The organism is Natronobeatus ordinarius (assembly GCF_024362485.1).
Taxonomy (GTDB): domain Archaea; phylum Halobacteriota; class Halobacteria; order Halobacteriales; family Natrialbaceae; genus Natronobeatus; species Natronobeatus ordinarius.
In genome coordinates this window covers 3094618-3113393 of record NZ_CP101456.1, presented here as the reverse complement: position 1 = coordinate 3113393, position 18776 = coordinate 3094618, and the positions used below count along the sequence as shown (strand labels likewise).

The window sequence follows — 18776 nt, the reverse complement described above, 5'->3', positions numbered from 1 at the left end:
TGAGGGAGAAGTTTCATGTCGTCATGTGAGCCATCGAGTACCGTGACAGACTCAACCACCGCTCTCGCCACCTACTGCGTCGATCGCGCCGAGACGCCGCTGACGGCCGACGTTCGCGAACAACTCGAGCAACACCTCCTCGACTGGCTCGGCGTCGTCGTCGGCGGAGCAGCCCACGCCGATTCAACCCCGGCGGTCCTGGGCGGCCTCAAGGCGCTCGGTCCGGCCGCCCACTCGGCTGCTGCCGACGGGCTCGCCACCGTAATCCCAACGGGCGAACGTGTCCCACCGGATCACGCAGCGCTCGTCACCGGCACGCTCGCGCACTCGCTCGACTTCGACGACACCCACCGGATGTCGTCGCTCCACCCCGGCGCACCCGTGATCGCGGCTGCGCTCGCGACCGCGGAGGCGATCGACGCCTCGACCGACCGTCTGCTCCGGGCGATCGCCGCGGGCTACGACGTCGCCTGCACCGTCGGCGAGGCGGTCAACACTGACGCTCATTACGATCGTGGCTTTCACATCACGGCGACCTGCGGGACGTTCGGCGCGACGGCCGCCGCGGGAATCGTGCGCGGACTCACGACGGTCGAACTCGAGAACGCCTTCGGCGTCAACGGCAGTCAGGCGGCGGGCTCGCTGCAGTTTCTCGCCAACGGCGCGTGGAACAAGCGCCTCCACCCCGGCCTCGCCGCCCAGCGGGCCGTAACCGCGACGGCCCTGGCCGAGGCCGGCTTCGAGGCCGCGGCCGACCCACTCGAGGGCGAGTACGGCTTCTTCGCTGCCTACACCGACGACCCTCACCTCGAGGCGTTCGACCGACTCGACGATCGGGACGCCGTCGTCGAGACGGCGCTCAAGCCCTACCCGTGCTGTCGGTACATGCACGCTGCCCTCGACGCCCTGGCTGACCTCGCCCCGAAGGTCGAGGCCGATCGCATCGAGGCGATCGAGGTCGCGCTTCCCGCCGCCGGCATCCGGCTCACGGGCGACCCGATCGAGGAGAAGCGCCGCCCGTCGAACTTCGTCGACTGCCAGTTCAGCATGCCATTCGGCGCGGCCCTGACGCTCACCCGAGGGGACGCGAGCTTCGCTTCCTTCCTCGCCGCCCAGTCGGAACTCGAGGACCTCCGCCTGCGCGCACTCATGGCGGCGACGACCGTCACGACCGACGAGGAAGTCAGCGACCTGTTCCCCGACCAGTGGGCTGCCAGGGTCGTCGTCGAAACGACCGACGGAACCCACGAACGCTTCGTCGAGTCTGCCCGCGGCGACCCCGAAACGCCGATGTCGCGAGCGGCGACCCTCGAGAAGGTTCGGGACCTGGTCGAGGCGGCCGACCAGGGCGGAGTCGACGTCGCCGAGCTCGAGGCCGTCGTGGGAAGCCTCGAGAGGCGGTCGGTCGAGGAACTCGTCTCGAGTGCGACGTGGGAGTAGGGGACTCGCTCGAATTGTCGACTCTCGTGGGTCACGCATTCACAGCCCACACCGCTCCCGATTCGCAACCCTTATACATCCCTCCCGGTGTAGTTGAAAGTGCAGCACGGCGCTGGTAGTGTAGTGGTATCACGTGACCTTGCCATGGTCACAACCTGGGTTCAAATCCCAGCCAGCGCATTTCTCCGAACACAACCCCACGAGCGCTGCGAAGCAGCGCGAGTATTCGTGTTCGGAGAAATCGAATCTGGATTTGAACTAGACCAGTCGCAGCCCGCGCAACCGAGCGAAGCGAGGTGAGCAGGACCGTCTGGGCGTAGTTCAAATCCCAGCCAGCGCAGTTTTCCCTCGCGAACACGGCAGCCAGCGCAGTTTTTCCCGTTCGCACTCGAGTGTCGTCGCCCCGGACGTGTCCAGTGCCGTCGACGTCAGGGGCTGTACGCCGGCGGTTGCGTCTCGATCGCGTCGGTGACGGTCTCGAGTTACTCGCCGACGGTCATGGAGCCGCTAGCCGGCACGGGCAAGCCCCAGCGCCACCCGCGAGGACACCCTTCGGCCGGGTATGAAAGTCGTCTACAAACCGGGGAACGCCTACGAGGAGATCGACTGCTTCGACTTTCGTGAGTTCGAACGCGGGATCGTCCTGCGCAACGAGGAGGGATACAACATCGGCTACGTCCCGCACGAGATTCTGAGCCACATCGAGCCCCATCCCCAAGAGCGCGTCGAGTTCGAGAGCGGCGGCTAAGCCCGAACCGATAGCTCGAAACCGCCCGGCGCACATCGTCCGCTCGAGCGAATGACCCGAACGATCCTCGTCGCCGGGACGGCGAGTCACGTCGGCAAGTCGACGGTGGCGGCCGGACTCTGTCGGCTGCTCGCCGACGCGGGCGTCGACGTGGCGCCGTACAAGGCCCAGAATATGAGTAACAACGCCCGCGTGGTCGTTCGGGCGGGCGAGACGGCTGCGTCGAGTGAGGCAGGCGACGAGTGGGGCGAGATCGGCGTCTCCCAGTTCGTCCAGTCCCGGGCCGCCCGCGTCACCCCGACGACCGACGTGAACCCCGTCCTGCTCAAACCCCGCGGCGACGGTGAGAGCCAGCTCGTCGTCCAGGGCCGGGCGCTCGAGCACCTCGCCGCCGGCGCGTACTACGAGGACCACTGGGAGCGCGCCCGCGCCGCGGCCGAGGCGTCTCACCGCCGACTCGCCGGGGCACACGACGTCGTGATCGCCGAAGGGGCGGGAAGCATCGCCGAGATCAACCTCCACGACCGGGACCTGGCGAACGTCGAGACGGCGCGCTTTGCCGACGCCGAGATCCTCCTGCTCGTGGACATCGAGCGCGGCGGGGCGTTCGCCAGCCTCTACGGTACCCTCGAGTTGCTCCCCGACGACCTCCGTGAGCGGGTGCTCGGCGCGGCCATCACGAAGTTCCGCGGCGACGCGAGCTTACTCGAGCCCGGGATCGACGCGATCGAGTCGCGAACCGGCGTTCCGATCCTCGGCGTGTTGCCGTACGCCGATCCAGGCCTGCCGGAAGAGGACAGCGTCGCCCTCCCGGCGACGGACGAGCGCGTCGTCGACGGCACCGAAGACGGCGTTCCGTCCGACCGGAGCGTCACCGTCGCCGTCCCCCGGCTGCCGCGCATCTCGAACGCGACCGACCTCGAGGCGCTCGCCGCCGTCCCTGGCGTCAGGGTCGCCTACGTGCCGGTCGACGGCCCCCGCCGCGCCGAGGTGCTCGCCGACGCCGACGCCGTCGTCCTCCCGGGGACGAAAAACACCGTCGACGACCTGCTGGCGCTCCGCGAGGCGGGATTCGGCGAGGCCCTCGAGTCGTTCGACGGCCCCATCGTCGGCCTCTGTGGTGGCTACCAGCTGCTCGGCGAACGGCTGGTGAACGCCGACCGCGAGGGCACCGGTCCCCGGACAGCCGTCCCCGGGTTCGGACTGCTACCCGTCGAGACGAGCTTCGAGGGGACGAAGCGACTCGAGCAGACGACCGTCGACGTCGACGGCACGGGGCCGATCGAGGGGTCGACCGGAACCGCCTCGGGTTACGAGATTCACGCCGGCCGGACGCGCGCGCTCGAGCCCGTTTCCCGACCGCTCGAGCCCGAGAGCGCGGCGGTCGGGCAGGTGCTGGGAACGTACCTCCACGGCCTGTTCGACAATCCGAACGTCCGCGAGGCGTTCCTCGAGTGCGTCTACGACCACGCGGGACGCGAGCGACCGTCGCCGAGTGAGTCGGGCGTCGACGAGGTGTCGCCGTACGAGCGTGCCGCCGCCCTCGTTCGCGAGGGGCTCGATCTCGAGGCGCTCGGCGACCCGTTCCGTTCGATCGACGGCTGACGCGCTGGGATGGCCGCGAACGCTCGCTCGAGGAACAGTTCACCCGCGTTCGGATGGATCGGTCACCGGGGACCGCAGAGCGGACAGCCGGCGGGTTCGACGAGGCCAGCTCAACGACCCACCGAGTGACGGCCGACGGTCACACCTTGCCGGAACCTCGGAGCCCAGACGAGCGCTGTCACCACCACAACTCCCTTACTCGCGCGTCCCGGAGCCACGACCCATGAGTCGCCGGTCACGCGGGCTCCCTCGCCGAGCGTTCGTCCGCAGCGCCGTCGCCATCGGCGGGGCGAGCGCGTTCGCCGCCTGCCTCGAGCGCGAGGCCGACGACGGTCCCGCGCGGGCGTCGGTCGACCCCGACGACCGTCCCGAGCGCCAGCACGCCTGGAACTCGGCCGTGCGCGAGGACGACCACGGAAATTACCTGCTGCCCGAACACCACGTGCTGTGCTGTCTCGAGTACGTCGGCGACGGGCCGACCGAGGGCGAACGCGAGCAACTCGAGGCCGCGTTCACGAGCCTCGAGCGCGCCTACGAGTGGGGGAGCGAGGGACTCGCGTTCACGGTGGGCTACTCGCCGACGTACTTCGATCGATTCGACAAGGATCTCTCCGAGGCCGTCGACCTGCCCCAGCCCGAGGCGCTCGCGCCGATCGAGGACCCCGAACCCGACGCCTACGACGCCCTGGTCCACCTCGCGAGTGACTACGGCCAGGCCGTCGTCGGCGCCGAGGAAGCGCTCGCGGGCGAACTCGAGGAACTGAACGGCGTCGGGGTCGAGGGGACGCTCGAGGGCGTCTTCGACGTCGCCGAGCGCCGAACGGGGTTCGTCGGCGACGGCCTTCCGGCGGCGGAGCAGGCGAACGCGGCCGACGTGCCCGACTCCGAGCCGGTGCCCGAGGACGCCCCGCTGTTCATGGGCTTCAAGTCCGGCTTTCGGGAGAACCAGGCCTCGGAGGATCGCGTCACGATCCGGGACGGCCCCTTCGAAGACGGGACGACGACCCACCTCTCGAAGATCGACCTCAATCTCCACCAGTGGTACGAGCAAGACAGCCGCGAGCAGCGCGTCGCCAAGATGTTCTGCCCGGCCCACGCCGACGAGGGGCGCCTCGAGGGAGCCGGCCACAACCTCGGCGACGGGGCCGACGTCGACGACTGCGGCGAGACGGCCGAGACGGATGCCCGCGAGCGCGGCGTGGTCGGCCACACCCAGAAGGTCGCCCGCGTCCGCGACGGCGACGAGCCCCTGTTGCTCCGCCGAGACTGCAGTTCGACCGACGGCGACCGGGCCGGGCTCCACTTTCTGTCCCACCAGCGACGGGTCGCCGACTTCGTGGCGACCCGCGAGGCGATGACCGGCGCCGACCTCGCCGGCTCGACGGCAGTCGGTTCGCGAACGAACAACGGCATCCTCCAGTATCTCACGGTGCGCCGACGGGCGAACTACCTCGTGCCGCCGCGACGTCACCGGTCGCTGCCGACGCCGAACCCGTCGTGACGCTCTGACTTCGACGGGCGAACCAGTCGGTTCATTTCCGTCGACGCCCACACTCTACCCGTGCGCGAACGCTCCCGGACCACCTGGTACCTGGTCGCGGCCGTCGTCGTCCTCGGCGCCGTCGGGCTCTTTCTCGTCGACGTCGGCTCGACGTCGCCCGACCCCGTCGACTTCGACGACACCATCTCGATGGGGCTCGCCTTCGACGACGAGGTCGCCCTCGAGGACGACGTCGAACTCCCTCGAGTCCAGGTCTTTTACTCCCAGTATCAGTACGTCACGGGCTACTACGGCGTCGAGCGGTTCGTCGAGGTCCAGCGGGAGCCAACCCACGAACAGCGCTTTGGCTACCCGCTCGCGATCTACGTCACCGATTACGCAGAGAGCGATCTCGAGTTGACCGACGACGGCTACCCGAACCCGGCCGCCGAACCCGGCTGGGTCGACGCGGCCGACGCCGTCTACGTCGTCGGGAGCGACGCCCGAACGCCGTCGAGCGAGACGGTCGTCCCGTTCGGCGACCGGGCCGCGGCCGAGGCGTTCGTCGACGACCACGGGGGCTCGGTCCTGACCTGGGAGGCCGTCCTCGAGACGGAGTTCGACCTCGACGACGCCGGGACGGTCCGCGAGCGCGTCGACGATCACCACGCGAACGCGGACGCGCTCGTCGACGACTCGCGAGCCCTGCTCGAGCGCCCCGAGACGGTCGTCGTCGGCGAGGATGCCGACACGATCCAGGGAGCGATCGACGCCGCCGGGGCGAACGAGACGGTCGTCGTCCCCGACGGAACGTACGAGGAGACGGTGACGATCGACCGGCCGATCACGCTCCGGGGCGAGGGCGACGTGACGATCGATGGCGGCGGGAACGGCTCGGTCGTGGCCCTCGAGTCGCCACGAGCCGCGGTCGTGGGCCTCGAACTAACTGGCGTCGGCGAGGAGACCGGCGACGAGCTGGCCGTCGACCACCAGCCGGACGAGGACGCCGACCTGGAAGCGTGGGAGGACGACCTCGAGGGTGCGTACAGCGAGGGTGACGCGGGCGTCGTGACGACCGGCGCCGCGGGTGCGCTGATCGAGGACGTGACGATCGAGACGCCCGCCAACGGCGTCTTGCTCCGCCACAGCCCCGACGCAGTCGTCCGGAACGTCACGGTGTACGGGGCCGAGAACTGGCGCGATGGCTACATGGGCGTCGTCGCGATGCACTCGCCGGGCGTGATCGAAGACTCGACGTTCATCGACGGTCGGGACGGCGTCTACACCCACCGCGCCGACGGGATCGTTATCCGGGGTAACCACATGGAAGGCGGCCGGATGGGCGTTCACTTCATGTACACGTCGGACGCGCTGATCGCGAACAACCACGCCAGCGACCAGGACAACGTGGGGATCTACGTCATGACCGGCCCCGAACGGATCGGGATCGTCGAGAACGAAGTCGTCGGCAATCCGAGAGGGATCCGTCCCGAGGGCAGCGACAGTTACGTGGCCCGGAACGTCATCGTGGGCAATCAGGTCGGCCTTCGGGCCGAGGCCTCGAACACGATCTACGAGGAGAACGTCATCGCCGGCAACGTCCAAGGGATGCAGGCGCGGTCGATGCTGCCGACTAACCTGGTGGTCGGCAACGACTTCGTCGACAACGTCGACCACGCCAGCAGCGGCCCGTTCACGCCGCTTCGCGTCTGGACCCAGGACGAACGAGGGAACTACTGGGACGGCTCGATCGGGGAGACAGACGGCGTCGTCCTCGAGCGATCGTTCTCGCCGACCCACCCCGTCGACCAGCGGCTCCCCGACGTCGACGGGACGCCAACGCTCGCCCGGGCGCCCGTCATCGACGCCGTCTCGTCGTTCGAGGCGACGGTGCCGGGAATGCGAGCGGGAGACATCGTCGACACGGCGCCGCTGTGTGAGCCGACGAACGCCGACTGGTTCGACGCGGTCGAGTGGGAACTCGAGGAGCGCCACTGTGACCCTGAATCTGAGAACTCGTAGGTGTTCGAGCGACCGTTCTGGGCCGGTTCGTTAGCGTCCGCCGCCGGCGAGCGCCACGTAGGCGAGGCGCCAGCCGACGAGCAAGAGCAGTCCCATTCCGGTCATCACGAGCGGGAACGCCCAGGCGATTCCGCCCTCGAACCACGGCGAGGCGCGCAAAATAAATCCGACATTCGCCGCCGCGAGCCACCCGATTACCGTCACTCGAACGGCTGCCGTCGGCGAGGACAGCACCGCTCGAGCGTAGACGCCTGCAAAGGGGGCCACGACGATCCAGGCGAGGACGAACGGCGCGATCGCCTCGAGTGCGCCCAGCGGCTCCGCGAGCGGGTTCTGTCCGTGGCTCAGCTGCCCCAGGAGAACGAGTCCCGCAAGCAGCGCCACGTCGACGACGCCGACGAACACCGTTTCGCGATCCGCCCCGTCTCCAAATCCGGGTATCCGAACGGTTTCGGCCATACCCTCGAGTCGGTGCTCGGGCCCTATTGGTCTCCCGGTTCTCGGTTATGCCCGATCGTCGCTCGCCGAAACTGGTGACAGGAGAGGAGGAACCTCGGCGACTGGCGTCGCCGGGAGTCGGCCAACGGACAGGGCGCTGGCGTGCGAGGATGGCCCTCGCACTCGCTCCGTAGCCGTGTTCGGACTTCGTTATCCACTCCTTTCGCGTCCACCGCTCGCGTTCGATCTGCGGCTTCCGTCGTCGCCGTTCTGTGGTAATCGCTTACTATAGTACTCGTTGAAACGATTTACACCCGGTCACAGCCGAGCGGCCAGCCTCGGCCTCGTCGTCGAGGCTGGCCGCTGACGTTCGTGACCGGGTGTGCAATGACTTTCAACGGGTGCTATATCCCGTCGGGCGTCGACGGGTGCGCCGAATCTGGATTCAGTCACCGACGCGACGACAGGACTGATATAGGACGATGCCGAATCCCTCACCCGATGGCAGTAGTCGACGGACGGCGCGACGGATGTGACGGCTGTGGACGGCTCGTTCTCCTCGACCGGCTCACCACCGTGTCGATGCCGGACGGGGAAACGGTCGCGTGCTGTCTCGACTGTGAGCCGTACGCTCGCGAGGCGGTCGAACGCCTCGCTTCGCTCGATCGATGTCGTGCCGACTGTGACGGCTGTACCGGCGACTTTTCGCGTGGCGACCTCGAGGACGTCGTCCTCGTCGACGGGACGGTCGTCACCTGCTGTCCGGACTGTCTCGCGGAAGTCCCTGGCCGGAGTGATGGGAACACCGAGCCGTCGGTCGCGAACGGCCGGTCGGACGTGGAAACGACCGAACTCGCCACGACCCGGAGCTGCTGTAGCCAGTGTCACGAGTGGGTCGAAGCGGAGCTCTTTCGCGTCACGACGATCGACGACCGAACCGAAGCGCTGTGCGCCGACTGCACGGAGCGAGCCAAAGCGGATGGCGTCGTCGCGGACGTGATGATGCGAACGACGGAAGCGCGTGCGGTCCTCGGCGTCGACGAGGGAGCGACGGACGAAGCGATTCGCGAGGCGTTTCTCAGACAGATCAAGCGGGCGCACCCGGACCGAAAGAGCGGCAGTCGGTCGGCGTTTACGCTCGTCAAAGACGCCTACGACCGACTCCGGTAGTCCGGCTGCGATCAGGGTGCGCTCTCGCGTCGGACGAAGCCGATCGTCGCCGGGTCGAAGTAGTACGTCGTCTCACAGACGTCACACGTCGTCTCGAGGAGGTGACCGTGCTCGCGGAGCTTCCACAGCTTCGGCTGTCCCTGGCTGATCTCGAGGGTGACCGGGTGGCCACAGTCGGGCATCGTGCAGGGGAACCGAACGTACCAGTCGGGAACCGACAGCGCCCCGAGCGGGGCGAGCTGCGCTCGAAGCCGGCTGAGGAGGTTGAAGATCGTGACCGTCAAGTTGTCTCGAGCGATCTCGACGCCGTCGACGTCGGCGAGGTAGCCGGAGCGAAGCGACTCGCGGTCGTACAGCGGGAGGACGGGGACGCCGCTCGCGAGCGCGTAGCCGACCTCCTGGTTGAGCCACTGGCTGTCGGCCGAGGACTCGGTGAGGACGGCGACAACGACGTCGCTGTTCGCGATCCGCGCTTTGAGCCGCTCTCGCGCCCGACCGGACCCCACCTCCTCGAGGGCGAGGTGCACGCCGAAGGGGAAGTTCTTCACCGTCGAGAACAGGTCCTGAACCAGCTCGAGGTCTGCCTGATCGTGAGAAACGAAGACGTGCTCGCCGGTCATGATGGATTGTCTCAACAACGCGCGGCCACAAAACTTAATACTACTGTTCTCGCGCCGATCGGTTCTCCACCGACGACAGCACGAGTTCCGAGAATTCGAGTTCCGAGAGGTCGTCGTAGAGTCGCCTGAACCAGTCGGCCTCGACGCGCCACTCGCCTCTGACCGTCCCGTCGGTCGTCGTCGACGTCGCCTCGAGCGTGATCGGCGTCCACGCCTCGTGCTCGTCGGCGACCTCGAGCAGCGTCCGGACGACGACGCCGACCTCGTGGCTCGTGACCGCCGGCACCTCCGCGACGGTCTCGTACGCACAGTCGACGACGTCGCCCTCCTGTTCCCACCGCGTGAGGTAGATTCCCTTGCCCATGAGCCGATTCTCGAGTGCGACGTCGAACGGATGCTCCTCGGCCATGTGGCTCCTTTCGACGGGGACCGTCAAAGGGTTGCGGGCCAGGACGAGCGCGTCACTCGAGTGCGGCCGCCAGCGCCTCGATCGGATGGTGGGGCCGGTCGTACCCCGCGAAGTCGCCGACCTGCGTTCGACAGGAGGCACCGGGGGCGACCACTGCCTCGCCGGCACTCTCGTCGAGTTGCTCGAGGAGCAGGCGGCCGATCGCTCGCGAGAGGTCGTAGTGGTCGGCCTCGTAGCCGAAGCTGCCGGCCATGCCACAGCAGCCCGACTCGAGCGGGTCGACCGCGTAGCCAGCCTGACGGAGGACGGTGACGGCGTGGTGATCACGGCCGAGGGCCTTCTGGTGACAGTGGCCGTGATAAGCGAGGGTCACATCGGCGTCGAAGGCGAGCGAGTCGACCACGCGATTCCAGTCGAGGTACGCACAGACGCCGACGGCGTTCGCGGCGAGCGTCTCGACTCGCGAATCGGACAGCAGCGAGCCGTACTCGTCGACGACCATCGAGGCGTCGGAGGGCTCGAGAAAGAGAACCGACCGACCGCGCTCGAGATGGGACTCGAGGTCGTCGAGCAGCGCCGTCGCCCGGTCGGCCGCGACGTCGAGCAGGCCCTGGGAGTAGGCCGCCCGACCCGTCGGGCCGAGAGACGGAATCTCGACGTGGACGTCCGCAGCCTCGAGCACCGCGACGGCGGCCTTCCCCGGGTCGGGGTCGGTGTAGTTGGTGTACGTGTCCGGGTAGAGCACCACGCGGTCGATCGCTGTCGCGGGGTTCACCCGTGGGCCGCGCTCGTCGTACCACGAGACGAGCGACTCCCCGGCGAACGACGGTAGCGAGCGCTCGGGCGCGATTCCCAGCGTTCGCTCGAGGAGCCGACGCGAGCCGGGGAGTCGGGGACCGTAGTTCGACAGCGGTGCGAGCCGGCTTCCCAGGGCGGCGAGCCGATCGACGTTCGCGAACAGCCGTTCGCGGGCGCTGATTCCCTCGCGGTCGTGGTACTGGTGTTTCACTTCGGCCTTGAGCTTCGCCAGGTCGACGCCCGTCGGGCAGTCGCTCTGACAGCCCTTACAGCCGATACAGAGGTCGAGGACGCGTCGCTGGAACTCCTCCGTGTACAGCTCCTCGGGTGGGAGGTCGCCGCTGACCGCCGCCCGGAGCAGGTTCGCCCGGCCGCGGGTCGTCGTGATCTCCTCTTCGCTCGCACGATAGGTCGGACACATCACGTCGCGATCGGTCTGTCGGCAGGTCCCACAGCCGTTGCAGAGCTCGACGAGGTGGGAGAAGCCGCCCTCGTCGTCGAACTCGAGCGTCGTCCGTGGCTCGAGCGAGTAGTAGTCGGGGCCGTACCGGAGGTGCTCGCGCATGTCGGCGCCGACGCCGCGTGGCGAGTCCGGACCGGGGTCGTCGGGGCCGTCGCGGTAGACGACGTTGCCCGGGTGCAACAGCCAGTCGGGGTCGAACGCCGTCTTCACCCGCTTGAACGCCCCCCAGAGCTCCTCGCCGTACATCTTGGGCGTGAACTCGGTGCGGGCCATCCCGTCGCCGTGTTCGCCCGAGAACGAGCCGTGGTGCTCGAGGACGAGGTCCGTCACGTCGTCGGCGATCGAACGCATCGCCTCGACGCCGCCTTCCTCCTTCAGGTTCAAGATTGGCCGGATGTGGAGCGTCCCCGATCCCGCGTGGGCGAAGTAGGCCGCCGAGGTGTCGTGGGCCTCGAGGATCTCCTCGAAGGCCGAGACGTACTCGGCGAGCTCTGCGGGCGGGACGGTCGCGTCCTCGATGAACGGGTACGGCTTCGGGTCGCCCTCGAGGCTCATCAACAGCGGAATCGCCGCCTTCCGAAGCTTCCACAGCCGCTCCTGGTCGGCCTCCTCGTACGCCTCGAGGACGTCGAAGGCGTCGCCGTTCGCGACGAAGTGCGCGGTGGTGTCGGCGACGGCCGACTCGAACGCCGCGCGTTGATCGTCCCCGGAAACGAGTTCGTCGTCCCACTCGAGCATGAGCGCGGCCGCGGCCCCGCCGGGGATCGGGTCGGCGTACTCGGCGTAGCCGTCGGACTCGCTGGCGAGGCGGAACACCTCCTCGTCCATCAGCTCGACCGCGCTGACGGGGAACTCGAGGGCCTCGGGGACCGCCTCGAGCGCCTCGAGCAGGTCCTCGAAGGCGTAGAGCGCGAGCGCCGTCTCCTCCGGGTTGCTCACGAGCGAGACGGTCGCCTCCACGACGACACCCAGGGTCCCCTCCGCTCCGACGAGCAGTTTCGAGAGGTTGATCACCGCCTCGCCGTCGTCGGTCTCGTAGATCACTCGGTCGAGGTTGTAGCCGGTGACGCGCCGCTTCAGGTTCGGGTACCGCGCTTCGATCTCGTCCTCGTGGTCCTCGACGAGTCCGCGCACGGTCTCGTAGATCGCGGCCTCGCGGGTGTCCCGGGAGACGATGTCCTCGTACTCCTCGCCGTCGAGGACGACCTCCCGGGTGTGGATCAGCTCGCCGTTCGAGAGCACCACCCGGAGTTCGTCGACGGAGGCGTCCGTGATCCCGTATCTGACGGAGTGGGCTCCTGTCGAGTTGTTACCGATCCCGCCGCCGATCGTCGCCCGGTTCGCGGAGGCGGGGTCGGGCGCGAACTTCAGTCCCCACTCGGCGAGGTGGTCGTCGAGGTCGTCCTGGACGACGCCTGGCTGGACCCGCGCGGTTCGGGCCTCGGGGTCGACCTCGAGGATCGCGTCGAGGTGCCTCGAGCAGTCGAGCACGACGCAGCCGGGGCCGACTGCCTGTCCTGCGAGCGAGGAGCCGGCTCCCCTGGGGAGGACGGGCACCTCGTGGTCGCTCGCGACGCGGACCGCTGCCTGGACGTCGGCGACGTCTCGCGGGAAGACGACTCCTGCGGGCTCGGCGCCGTAGATACTCCCGTCGGTCGCGTAACAGACGCGCGTGTACCGGTCGAACCGGACGTCGCCGTCACAGGCCGCCCGAAGGTCGCGGGCGAGTCGTTCGTGCCCACCCTCGTCCGCCGCTGGTCTCAGCCCTTCGGCCGTCGACCGGCGTTCCATGTCCTCTGTTGCCATGGTACGATACAGCTCACGAGGGTGAATAAATGGTCGCCGTCGAACCGGCATTCGTCGGAGGCGTCGCTCTCGGAGACAGTTGCGCTCGTCGGGGAGGCGTCGCTTTCGGAGACAGTTGCGCTCGTCGGGGAGGCGTCGCTTTCGGAGACAGTTGCGCTCGTCGGGGAGGCGTCGCTTTCGGAGACAGTTGCGCTCGTCGGGGAGGCGTCGCTTTCGGAGACAGTTGCGCTCGTCGGGGAGGCGTCGCTCTCGGAGACGGTCGTCGAAAGAACTAGAACGTGTACCTGGTCGGCTACCGGACGGTCGTCCGGTCGACTACTCGAAGTGGTCGAGACACTTCTGGTACTCTTCGTCGACTTTCTCCCAGTTGACGACGTCGAAGAAGCCCTCGATGAAGCTGCCACGGTCCGGACCGTAGTCGTAGTAGTAAGAGTGCTCCCAGACGTCACACGCGAGGATTGGGTGGGCTCCCCACAACGCGTGGAGGTCGTGCTTGTCGACGGCGAGGTTGCGCAGTTGCTTCGCGACGGGGTCGTACACCAACAGCGCCCAGCCGCTGGCGGCGCCCGCGGCGGCCTCGAACTCGCCCTTCCAGGCGTCGTAGGAGCCGAAGTCCTCCTCGATGCGGTCGGCGAGGTCACCCTCGGGCTCGCCGCCACCGTTCGGGGACATGTTCTCCCAGAACAGCGTGTGGAGGTAGTGGCCACAGCCGTTGTGGGTGACGTTCTTCATCGCCGCCGGGGAGGAGCCGAAGTCACCGGACTCGCGGTTCTCGGCGAGCGTCTCCTCGGCGCTGTTGAGGCCGTTGACGTAGCCCTGGTGGTGCGTGTCGTGATGCCAGGTGACGACCTGTTCGGAGATCGCCGGCTCGAGTGCGTCGTAGTCGTACGGAAGTTCGGGAAGTTCGTGATCAGTCATGGTGACACCGTGTTTCTCTGACGACCGCTCACCTGTTAAATATTGAGGATGGGAACGATAGCACGCCTCACGAAACGTAACCAGTATGGGTTTCAAAATCGCCCAATTTGGGACACTGGTCCATCGCTGCCGTTTTCGTGTCACGACGTCGCCGCGAACGGGGCGATCGACCTAGGAGAGTTCCTTGTGGCAGGCGTGTTCGAGCCACTCCTCGAGTGACGGCTGGCGCCAGTACCGAACCGTCTCGCTGCGCTGGTCGTACTCCACGACGCCGGCGTCCTCGAGCTTCGGCAGATGCATGTGCTGGAGTGACGTGACTACGTGCAGCCGATGCTCCGCCGGTTCGGCGTCTGACTCCTCGAGTGAGGCCACGTATGCTGCGATCTCGTCGATCGTCGCGATGCCGTCGGTCGAGTCGTGTAAGTGATAGAGCACGAACCGTCGCCGCTGATTCGCGAGCACGTCGAAAACGACGTCGAGAGACGGCGTGCACGCGTCGGCTATGGCCGTCGCCTCCCGTTCAGTCTCACGCATCCACGGACCACCTACCGTAAGTTACCATTCGAAACCACCACGGCTCCATACACCTGCCGCCACATTAGTTGTTACGTCTATCTACCTCTTAATATGTAATGATCTATTCATTTATTTGGTGAGATACACGACTGCTGCGGTCGTGAATCGGTGTGACGCGTGTCGGGTCACCGATCGAGTGCGCACGCGGACGCGCCGACGCTGATCTGAGGGGTGATCGACGCGTGGCTCTCCGGTTCGTTCGCGTCCGCCGGCGAGAAAATCAGGTGAGACGGAACTATCCGCGCTATTCGTACAGCCACTCGGCGTCGTGCTGGTCGTAGTCGATCAGCTCGTCCTCGTCGAAGTGGATGGCGATCTCGCGTTCGTTCGCGCCCTCGTCCTCGTGGTCGGCGGCGTGAACGACGTTCCGGCCGAGGTCGAGTGCGTAGTCGCCGCGGATCGTTCCGGGGGCGGCCTCGAGCGGGTCGGTCGCGCCGATCATCTGGCGGACCTGCCGCGTGGCGTCCTGGCCCTCCCAGACCATCGGGACGACGGGGCCGGCGGTGATGAAGTCGATCAGGTCGTCGAAAAAGGGCTTGTCCTCGTGCTCGGCGTAGTGCTCTCTCGCCCGCTCTTCGGGCATGTTGAGCACTTTGATGCCGACGAGCTTGAGGCCGCGCGACTCGAGTCGGGAGACGACTTCGCCGACGAGCCCGCGCGCGAACGCGTCGGGCTTGACCATCACGAAGGTGCGCTCGTGGTCGCTCATTTGTCTGCCTCCTCGGCTTCGGCTTCAGCCTCTTCTTCCTCGGCTTCGCCCTCTTCGGCTTCGTCCTCTTCCTCGGCTTCAGCCTCTTCGGCTTCGTCCTCTTCCTCGGCTTCAGCCTCTTCGGTTTCGTCCTCTTCGACGGCTTCGGTCTCGTCGACCTCCTCGTCGGCTTCCTCGGCCTGGGCCTGAACCGGGCCCTTGCCGCGCCGGCCCTCGGCGGTCCACTCGAGGTCGCGCGGTTCGCGGCCGAGCAGATAGTTTTTCTCCGCCTTCGAGTCGACGAAGTGGAGGACGGTGCCGTCTTTCTGGACGTACATGATGCCCGTTCCGGGCTCGATCTCTTCTCCCGTGTAGTCACAGGTTCGCTTCTCGACCATCTTACTGTCCTCCGATGGAGTCCGCCTCACGGGCGGTCTCGCGGAGCTGGAGGATGTCCCCCTCGCGGACCGGTCCGAGGCAGTTTCGGGTGATGATGCGACCCTGGTTCTCGCCCTCCTTGATCCGGCACTTGACCTGCATGGCTTCACCGTGCATGCCGGTCTTGCCGACGATCTCGATGACCTCGGCGGGCGTGGATCCGTTTTCCTCTTCAGCGCTCATGTTCGGTCACCTCAGCGAAGGTCCTCGACCTTGCCAGCGATGTCCTCGACGTCGCTTCCGGCTTCGCCGGCGTTGACGATCGCCGCGGCGGCCGAGCCGACCTCGAGGCCGGCGGCGTGGCCGACGTCGTCCTGGGTCTCGACGAAGACGTACGGGATTCCCTTCTCGTCGGCGAGTTCGGGGATGTGCATCACGATCTCCTCGGGCGTGACGTCTTCGGCGACGTAGACGAGGTCGGCGTTGCCGCGCTCGATGGCTTTGGTCGTTTCGTTGGTTCCTTTCTTTACGCTGCCTGTGTCTCGAGCGACCTCGAGCGCCTCGAGGGCGTCTTCCTGGAGGTCGGCCGGGACTTCGAAGTTTACGTATACTGACATTGGTTGTTCACCTCTCCTACGCGCGGGCTCGCGCTCCCCTGCCGTCCGGGACACTGGAGATCCCGGGCCGGATGGCGTCCGGCGGAGGTCCTGTGCGGCTAGGAGCATCATCAACCCCGCGTAGGGTGTACGACTTCGTAGCGTGTGCCCCCTTAAAAGCGTGTCCAAATGACCGAGTGGATGCGAACGGTCCGCATCCCGACTGGTCGCCGATCCCGGGCGACCGGGACGAACCGGTGGGACTTACGGGGTCGGCGACCGACCGTCAGCTATGGACGTCGTCGACGTGGCCACCGGGCTCCGCCGTGAAGCGACGCGCGTCGGCGAACGACGACTCCTCGTCCTCGCGGGCGGGCGCGAACGTGGCTACGAAACGCTCGAGGTCGCCCTGGACGCACTCGACGTCCCCATCACACGAACGACGCTCGTCGGCCCCGAGGACCGACTCCGCTGTGAGCAGGTGCCGGTCTCGAACGCCGGCCAGCTGCTGGGTGCGACGCGGGACGTCGTCGTCGTCGACGCACACGAGTCGTTCCGGCCGAACGCGCTGGGGCAGGTCACGGGCGTCGTCGACGGCGGGGGGCTCCTCGTGGCCCTCACGCCGCCGCTGGCGGAGTGGCCCGCGCGTCGGGACGGCTTCGACGAGCGACTCGCCGTGTCGCCGTTTACCCTCGAGGACGTCACCGGGAACTTCCGGGAACGACTGGTCGAGACGCTGTATGCCCACCCGGGGATCGCCATCGTCGACGTCGACGCCGGCCGCGTCGAACGCGACGGGCTGACCCAGCCGGCGCCGAGGCTGCCGGCGGCCCCGATCGAACTGCCGGCGGAGCGTCGGTTCCCGGCCGCTGCCTACGACGCCTGTTACACGGCCGACCAGGCCGCAGCGCTCGCCGGGCTCGAGGCGCTCGCCGAACCGGGAACTGCCGCCGTCCTCGAGGCGGATCGGGGCCGCGGGAAATCGAGCGCCGTCGGACTGGCTGCCGGCTGTTTCGCCGCCAACGGTGAGGACGTCCTCGTGACGGCCCCGTCGTTCGGGAACGCCGCGGAAGTGTTCGCCCGCGCGGCCGCACTGCTCGAGACGCTCGAGGGGCGCGACCGATCCGACGGAGCGAGCGCGGACCGACGGCTCGAATCCGACGCCGGCGGACGAGTGCGATTTCTCCGGCCGCCCGACGCCGTCGAGGAGGCGGCGGCGGCCGAGCTGGTCGTCGTGGACGAGGCGGCGGCGCTTCCCGTCTCGCTACTCGAGTCGCTGCTCGTCGCCGACCGGATCGCCTTCGCGACGACGATCCACGGCTACGAGGGTGCAGGGCGGGGGTTTTCGGTTCGGTTTCGCGACCGGCTCGCCGAGAGCGACCACGCGGTGACCGAACTCGCGCTCGCGGAGCCGATCAGGTACGCCGCCGGGGACCCGATCGAGACGTGGGCGTTTCACGCGCTCGCGCTCGACGCGCGGCCGGCGGTCGAGCCGGTCGTGACTGCGGCGACTCCGGATACGGCGACTTATCGGCGGCTCACTCCGGAGGCGTTGCTCGCGGACGAACACCTCCTCGCGGAGACGTTCGGCCTGCTCGTGCTCGCCCACTACCGGACCGAGCCCGACGACCTGGCGCGGCTGCTCGACGCTCCCAACCTCGCGGTCCGCGCGCTCGTTCACGACGGCCACGTGGTGAGTGTCGCGTTGCTCGCGCGCGAGGGCGGGCTCCCGCCCGCTTCTCGGGCGATGATGTACGAGGGGGGACGCATCCGCGGCAACATGCTCCCGGACGTACTGACGAGTCAGCTTCGCGACGAGGCCGCCGGCGAGCCGACCGGCCTCCGGGTGATGCGCATCGCCACCCACCACGCCGTCCGCTCGCGCGGCCTCGGCTCGGCGCTGCTCGAGCGCATCCGCGAGGAGGTCGCCGACGACGTCGACTGGCTCGGCACCGGCTTCGGAGCGACACCCGAACTGCTCGAGTTCTGGCGGGAGAACGGCTACGCGACCGTCCACGTCTCGACGACCCGCAACGACGCCAGCGGCGAGTACTCGGCGCTCATGCTCAATCCGACGAGCGAGGCCGGGCGCGACCTCCACGACCGCCACGCCAGGTGGTTCCTCCGCCGGTTCCCCGCCGTCGCCTCCGATTCGCTCGCCGACCTCGAGCCCGACGTCGCCCGGGCGCTCCTCACGAGCGTCGACGCGACGCCGCCGTGTTCGCTTTCGGATCACGAGTGGCGCGTCGTCGCGGGGGCCGCCTACGGACCTGGCCTGCTCGACGTCGACCCCGGCCCATTCTGCCGGCTGGTCGTCCGGTACCTCGTCGACGCCCCCGGGAACCTCTCGGATCGAGAGGAACGACTGCTCGTCCTGCGGGTGCTCCAGGGCCGGCCGTGGTCGGCCGTCGCGGACGAACTCGAGTACCCCTCCGCGGGCCAGTGCATGCGAGCCCTCGGCGAGGCGCTCTGCCCGCTCGTCGACCGCTACGGGAGCGAGGCTGCGCTCGAGGTCCGCGATCGGTTTCGGTGACGACGGCTCTCGCGACGGTCCGATCCATCAGAGCTCTGTCTAATGAGAACGATTGTCCTGGTTTATACCCTCACACGTCGTACGGCCC

At 67.9% G+C, this 18776-nt stretch carries 17 protein-coding genes and 1 tRNA gene; 8 read left to right on the top strand and 10 right to left on the bottom strand.

The features are described from left to right. The first annotated feature begins 42 nt into the window (after positions 1–42). The 6 genes from NMQ09_RS15755 (at position 43) to NMQ09_RS15730 (ending at position 7295) form a co-directional block, all read left to right on the top strand. On the top strand, positions 43–1440 hold the full coding sequence (locus NMQ09_RS15755; RefSeq protein WP_255191537.1) for an MmgE/PrpD family protein: 1398 nt from the start codon (positions 43–45) through the stop codon (positions 1438–1440). A 109-nt stretch (positions 1441–1549) separates the two neighbouring features. Next, positions 1550–1620: transfer RNA gene (locus NMQ09_RS15750), tRNA-Gly, on the top strand. Positions 1621–2002: 382 nt separating this feature from the next. Then, the gene (locus tag NMQ09_RS15745) at positions 2003–2188 is read left to right on the top strand and encodes a hypothetical protein (RefSeq protein ID WP_255191536.1); all 186 of its coding nucleotides are present in this window, start codon (positions 2003–2005) and stop codon (positions 2186–2188) included. 51 nt (positions 2189–2239) lie between these two features. Further along, positions 2240–3793, top strand: a complete 1554-nt coding sequence (locus NMQ09_RS15740; protein ID WP_255191535.1) for a cobyric acid synthase — start codon at positions 2240–2242, stop codon at positions 3791–3793. 223 nt (positions 3794–4016) lie between these two features. Further along, positions 4017–5294, top strand: coding sequence for a DUF7405 family protein (locus NMQ09_RS15735; protein WP_255191534.1), 1278 nt, complete (start codon positions 4017–4019; stop codon positions 5292–5294). Between the two features lie 60 nt (positions 5295–5354). Further along, positions 5355–7295 (top strand): NosD domain-containing protein, encoded by a 1941-nt coding sequence (locus NMQ09_RS15730; RefSeq protein WP_255191533.1) that lies wholly within the window; start codon positions 5355–5357, stop codon positions 7293–7295. A 30-nt stretch (positions 7296–7325) separates the two neighbouring features. Here NMQ09_RS15730 and NMQ09_RS15725 read toward each other — a convergent pair whose 3' ends face one another. Then, the gene (locus NMQ09_RS15725; protein WP_255191532.1) at positions 7326–7754 is read right to left on the bottom strand and encodes a DUF3054 domain-containing protein; all 429 of its coding nucleotides are present in this window, start codon (positions 7752–7754) and stop codon (positions 7326–7328) included. Positions 7755–8234: 480 nt separating this feature from the next. Here NMQ09_RS15725 and NMQ09_RS15720 point away from each other — a divergent pair, with 480 nt between their 5' ends. Further along, the gene (locus NMQ09_RS15720; protein WP_255191531.1) at positions 8235–8903 is read left to right on the top strand and encodes a J domain-containing protein; all 669 of its coding nucleotides are present in this window, start codon (positions 8235–8237) and stop codon (positions 8901–8903) included. A gap of 11 nt (positions 8904–8914) precedes the next feature. On the opposite strand, the gene NMQ09_RS15715 is transcribed toward NMQ09_RS15720, so the two are convergent. The 9 genes from NMQ09_RS15715 to rpl7ae all read right to left on the bottom strand — a co-directional run bounded on the left by NMQ09_RS15715 (position 8915) and on the right by rpl7ae (position 16176). Further along, positions 8915–9523, bottom strand: coding sequence for a toll/interleukin-1 receptor domain-containing protein (locus tag NMQ09_RS15715; RefSeq protein WP_255191530.1), 609 nt, complete (start codon positions 9521–9523; stop codon positions 8915–8917). 40 nt (positions 9524–9563) lie between these two features. Further along, a complete protein-coding gene (locus tag NMQ09_RS15710) occupies positions 9564–9932 on the bottom strand; it encodes a DUF8159 domain-containing protein (RefSeq protein WP_255191529.1) in 369 nt (122 codons plus the stop codon). Between the two features lie 52 nt (positions 9933–9984). Next, on the bottom strand, positions 9985–12999 hold the full coding sequence (locus NMQ09_RS15705) for an FAD-binding and (Fe-S)-binding domain-containing protein (protein ID WP_255191528.1): 3015 nt from the start codon (positions 12997–12999) through the stop codon (positions 9985–9987). Positions 13000–13314: 315 nt separating this feature from the next. Further along, a complete protein-coding gene (gene sod / locus NMQ09_RS15700) occupies positions 13315–13917 on the bottom strand; it encodes a superoxide dismutase (RefSeq protein ID WP_255191527.1) in 603 nt (200 codons plus the stop codon). A 171-nt stretch (positions 13918–14088) separates the two neighbouring features. Continuing rightward, entirely contained in the window at positions 14089–14451 is a 363-nt protein-coding gene (locus NMQ09_RS15695) for a DUF7344 domain-containing protein (protein WP_255191526.1), read from the bottom strand. A 286-nt stretch (positions 14452–14737) separates the two neighbouring features. Continuing rightward, positions 14738–15202 carry a nucleoside-diphosphate kinase gene (ndk, locus tag NMQ09_RS15690; RefSeq protein WP_255191525.1) on the bottom strand — a complete coding sequence of 155 codons (465 nt, stop codon included), beginning with the start codon at positions 15200–15202 and terminating at the stop codon, positions 14738–14740. Continuing rightward, positions 15199–15579, bottom strand: a complete 381-nt coding sequence (locus NMQ09_RS15685) for a 50S ribosomal protein L24e (RefSeq protein WP_255191524.1) — start codon at positions 15577–15579, stop codon at positions 15199–15201. The genes ndk and NMQ09_RS15685 overlap by 4 nt, the downstream gene beginning before the upstream one ends. A 1-nt stretch (position 15580) precedes the next feature. Continuing rightward, the gene (locus NMQ09_RS15680; protein WP_255191523.1) at positions 15581–15802 is read right to left on the bottom strand and encodes a 30S ribosomal protein S28e; all 222 of its coding nucleotides are present in this window, start codon (positions 15800–15802) and stop codon (positions 15581–15583) included. 11 nt (positions 15803–15813) lie between these two features. Then, positions 15814–16176: a 50S ribosomal protein L7Ae gene (rpl7ae, locus tag NMQ09_RS15675; protein WP_255191522.1), complete on the bottom strand. Its 363-nt coding sequence runs from the start codon at positions 16174–16176 to the stop codon at positions 15814–15816. 271 nt (positions 16177–16447) lie between these two features. On the opposite strand from rpl7ae, the gene tmcA reads away from it, so the two are divergent. Further along, positions 16448–18688 carry a tRNA(Met) cytidine acetyltransferase TmcA gene (gene tmcA / locus NMQ09_RS15670; protein ID WP_255191521.1) on the top strand — a complete coding sequence of 747 codons (2241 nt, stop codon included), beginning with the start codon at positions 16448–16450 and terminating at the stop codon, positions 18686–18688. Positions 18689–18776: the final 88 nt, after the last annotated feature.

Bases quoted from the DNA above. Each gene is read 5' to 3' on its own strand.
- NMQ09_RS15695 (WP_255191526.1), bottom strand. From the start codon at position 14,451: ATGCGTGAGACTGAACGGGAGGCGACGGCCATAGCCGACGCGTGCACG.
- NMQ09_RS15720 (WP_255191531.1), top strand. From the start codon at position 8,235: ATGGCAGTAGTCGACGGACGGCGCGACGGATGTGACGGCTGTGGACGG.
- rpl7ae (WP_255191522.1), bottom strand. From the start codon at position 16,176: ATGTCAGTATACGTAAACTTCGAAGTCCCGGCCGACCTCCAGGAAGAC.
- tmcA (WP_255191521.1), top strand. From the start codon at position 16,448: ATGGACGTCGTCGACGTGGCCACCGGGCTCCGCCGTGAAGCGACGCGC.
- NMQ09_RS15725 (WP_255191532.1), bottom strand. From the start codon at position 7,754: ATGGCCGAAACCGTTCGGATACCCGGATTTGGAGACGGGGCGGATCGC.
- NMQ09_RS15745 (WP_255191536.1), top strand. From the start codon at position 2,003: ATGAAAGTCGTCTACAAACCGGGGAACGCCTACGAGGAGATCGACTGC.
- NMQ09_RS15705 (WP_255191528.1), bottom strand. From the start codon at position 12,999: ATGGCAACAGAGGACATGGAACGCCGGTCGACGGCCGAAGGGCTGAGA.
- sod (WP_255191527.1), bottom strand. From the start codon at position 13,917: ATGACTGATCACGAACTTCCCGAACTTCCGTACGACTACGACGCACTC.
- NMQ09_RS15735 (WP_255191534.1), top strand. From the start codon at position 4,017: ATGAGTCGCCGGTCACGCGGGCTCCCTCGCCGAGCGTTCGTCCGCAGC.
- NMQ09_RS15685 (WP_255191524.1), bottom strand. From the start codon at position 15,579: ATGGTCGAGAAGCGAACCTGTGACTACACGGGAGAAGAGATCGAGCCC.
- NMQ09_RS15710 (WP_255191529.1), bottom strand. From the start codon at position 9,932: ATGGCCGAGGAGCATCCGTTCGACGTCGCACTCGAGAATCGGCTCATG.
- NMQ09_RS15680 (WP_255191523.1), bottom strand. From the start codon at position 15,802: ATGAGCGCTGAAGAGGAAAACGGATCCACGCCCGCCGAGGTCATCGAG.
- ndk (WP_255191525.1), bottom strand. From the start codon at position 15,202: ATGAGCGACCACGAGCGCACCTTCGTGATGGTCAAGCCCGACGCGTTC.
- NMQ09_RS15740 (WP_255191535.1), top strand. From the start codon at position 2,240: ATGACCCGAACGATCCTCGTCGCCGGGACGGCGAGTCACGTCGGCAAG.
- NMQ09_RS15715 (WP_255191530.1), bottom strand. From the start codon at position 9,523: ATGACCGGCGAGCACGTCTTCGTTTCTCACGATCAGGCAGACCTCGAG.